Genomic DNA, 1,181 nt, shown 5'->3' with positions numbered 1-1,181 from the left:
TTTTGTCTAGCTATTGCATTGGAAGGCAAGACGGATTCTGAAGACGACTCCCGGAAGACGGAGGGGGTCGGATGCAGAAGTTCAGAAAGGCCTTTCGGCGGTTGCCGGACCCGCGCGCGGACAATGCCCGGCATGATCTGCTGGAAGTACTGTTCATCGCGTTGGCGGCGACGTTGTGCGGGGCGGATTCGTGCTCGGACATGGCGGACTTCGGACAGTCGAAGGAGGAGTTGTTGCGGCTCTTCCTTCGCCTGGAACATGGCATCCCGAGCCACGATACGTTCAGCCGGGTGTTTCGTCTGCTCAAGCCGCAAGCCTTCGAGCTCGCATTCCGTCACTTCATGGCGGCTTTTGCCAAGGCCAACGGCCTCAAGCTTACCGGGGTGGTGGCCGTTGACGGCAAGGCCCTGCGTGGGGCCTACGAACGCGGTCAAAAGGCCACCCCGCTGCACTTGGTCAACGTCTTTGCGGTGGATGCCCGCATGGCCTTGGCTCAACAAAAGGCGTCTGGCCGCAACGAGAGCGCAGGCGCTTTGGAAGTGCTGGAACTTCTGTCGCTGGACGGCTGTATCGTGACCGCCGATGCGCTGCATTGTACCCGCGCCTTTGCGGCTGCGGTGCGCGAGCGCGGCGGCGACTATGTTCTGGCGATCAAGGCCAACCGTGGGCGCCTGTTCACCGCGGTCACCCAACAATTTGCGCGCTCGGGCAAGCGCAGCGTCGTCGAGCAGATCGATCGTTCTACCCACGACCGGCGCGAAGTGCGCCGCGCCACAATCATGCGCAATACAAGTTTGGCCGGCCTCTATGGCTTTCCAGGTGCCGCCGCGGTGGGGCGCATCACCTCGCGCAGGCGCCTGCGCGGCCAGCGCGCCGATACGCCCGTCGTGCGGTACTATCTGCTGTCCAAATACATCTCCCCCAAGAGGTTGCTCCACGTCACCCGCAGCCATTGGGGCATCGAGAATCAGCTCCATTGGGTTCTCGACGTCCATTTCGCTGAGGATGGCAACCGCTCGCGCTGTGACCACGCCCCCGAGAATCTCGCCATTCTGCGCAGGCTCGCCCTCAATGTTCTGCGAACCCACCCGGATCGCGCTTCCCTCCGGCGTAAAATCAAGCGCGCTGGCTGGGACAACGCATTCCTCTTGGCCACCCTCAGCCATATGCGATAGCCCTGC

1 protein-coding gene is annotated in these 1,181 nt (G+C 62.6%); it reads left to right on the top strand.

Annotation, left to right across the window (positions count from 1 at the left end; translation table 11 throughout):
- Positions 1-71 precede the first annotated feature (71 nt).
- Complete coding sequence (locus GGD67_RS39030) at positions 72-1,175, top strand: ISAs1 family transposase (RefSeq protein WP_179740346.1); 1,104 nt, start codon at positions 72-74, stop codon at positions 1,173-1,175.
- Positions 1,176-1,181: the final 6 nt, after the last annotated feature.

This window comes from Bradyrhizobium sp. IAR9 (assembly GCF_013408065.1).
Taxonomy (GTDB): domain Bacteria; phylum Pseudomonadota; class Alphaproteobacteria; order Rhizobiales; family Xanthobacteraceae; genus Bradyrhizobium.
The sequence above is the reverse complement of the archived record's forward strand: the minus strand, read 5'-3'. Positions and strand labels throughout refer to the sequence as shown.

Excerpts from the sequence above, each read along its gene's own strand:
- GGD67_RS39030 (WP_179740346.1), top strand. The coding sequence starts at position 72 with ATGCAGAAGTTCAGAAAGGCCTTTCGGCGGTTGCCGGACCCGCGCGCG.